2 protein-coding genes are annotated in these 1,707 nt (G+C 47.5%); one reads left to right on the top strand and one right to left on the bottom strand.

The features are described from left to right. A partial coding sequence (locus ACFR9S_RS14985) for a hypothetical protein (RefSeq protein ID WP_379818971.1) occupies positions 1 to 380 on the bottom strand: 380 nt, incomplete at its 3' end. A 174-nt stretch (positions 381 to 554) separates the two neighbouring features. On the opposite strand from ACFR9S_RS14985, the gene ACFR9S_RS14980 reads away from it, so the two are divergent. Continuing rightward, positions 555 to 1,631 (top strand): DUF4238 domain-containing protein, encoded by a 1,077-nt coding sequence (locus ACFR9S_RS14980; RefSeq protein WP_074854652.1) that lies wholly within the window; start codon positions 555 to 557, stop codon positions 1,629 to 1,631. The last annotated feature ends 76 nt before the right edge of the window (positions 1,632 to 1,707 follow it).

Genomic DNA, 1,707 nt, shown 5'->3' with positions numbered 1-1,707 from the left:
CGGTGGGCTTGTTTTGGATCGGGAGCGGTGCTATTTTGTGAGCCTCCGATTGCTTTCCCGATAGCTGCAGCACCGAGAACACCGAGCCCCAGTGCAGCTAGCCCTTTCAACGCGTTACCGTTCTGGTTCGACTGAGAGGTGGGCTGAGATAGCTGGTTGCCGCTGACTACAGGATTGGAGACAGAGACGCGGTACTGGGCAGGGAGTTCCGTGATTTGAATCTGATCGAGACCCTGCCGGCGTTCATAGACTCCCCAGAGTCCGTCGATTGTGAGCCCTCGCGCTTCAAACCCAGGAGGGATGGGTCCGACCAATTGCTTATCGACAGCGACCGGGCTCGTTGACCGTTTAGCTCGGTCAAAATAGAGTTGCCAGCTCATTATCAAATGGTTGTATTTTCGGGACAATAAACTTGGCCGGATCGGGGTGAAAGTGGACATGTAAGACGGCATACTGTCATAACTGTTTTAAATTTCTATTAGTTATAATTGTCCCTCTGAAGAAGAGTGAATCCAAGTTAAGCTTATCAATGATTACCATACATGTTTAGAAGAATGCCAGAATACCGAAATCAGCATTATGTGCCTCAGTTCTACCTTACCCGGTTCTCTGATGACGGAGACCGAATCAACCTATATAACGTTCAAGCACAACAAGAATTCAATGAACCGATCTCACGTGTTTGCTCACGTAGCTACTTCTACAGCGATGACACCGACGTTGAGATAGCTATCGGCCAAATTGAAGGGTCTCTGGCAGAAGGATTAACTGAGATTATCAACGCGGAAGCCGTGAGCGAATTCCAGGTCCAAGATGACCTGAAACCGAACTGGCTGCAGGTTATGCAGTTTCTCACCTTTCAAGAAGCCAGAACTGCATTATCAAAGGAGGAATTAGAACGTGACAGCGACTTATTCTTCGAGGAGTTCGTTCGAGCGGGTGTCGAAGCGGGCGAACTTGAACCTGAGTACCTAGACAAGGTTCGAGATGGAGAAATCACATTCGAATGGGATCAAAGCCCGCAAATCCATTCAATGCTGTATCAACTCCACTGCGCTCCATTACTCGCGGATCTCTATGGCACAATATTTGTTAATGACACTAGTTCAGCGTTTGTTACAAGCGATCATCCGGTGGTTCGGCACAACCCCTACTACGCTGATGAAGGGTTTTCACAGTTGGCTGGTTGGCAAGCACGAGGTCTGCAGATTTACTGTCCCTTGTCACCAGATCTTTACCTGCTTCTTCACGACCCAGAGTGCTACGATGTCAATAGCCGCCCGGAAGGATCTCTTACAATTAATGACGAAGATGTGATTCAGGAGTTAAATCGGTTACAGTTGGTACAATGTGAGAACAATGTGTTCTATGGTGAATCTGGAAGGCAGGCTGAAATGCAGCAATTACATGACGAGTTAGAGCCGTTCGTAGACCGGGATCGATCTTCACGTGGTGCATTTGAATCCCAAAGCGGCATAGGAGTTTATACCCATATCGGAATTCCTGAGTTTCAGCCGGATCTTCCTTTTGTCACAGAAAATCCCGGAGTGGAATTCACTCCAGAACGAGTTGAGGGCTCACGCAAAGAGCAAGAGAAGTTTTGGGAGGAGCAATTCGGAGACCTCCTTTGATAAATGTTTTCAACAACCTAGTTATAGTATCAAATAACACAGACACAAATTCATTTGAAGACCCGATACGAAGTGA

The sequence above is a fragment of the Halolamina salina genome, assembly GCF_042678005.1.
Lineage (GTDB): Archaea > Halobacteriota > Halobacteria > Halobacteriales > Haloferacaceae > Halolamina > Halolamina salina.
This window is presented reverse-complemented; position numbering and strand designations above follow the sequence as displayed.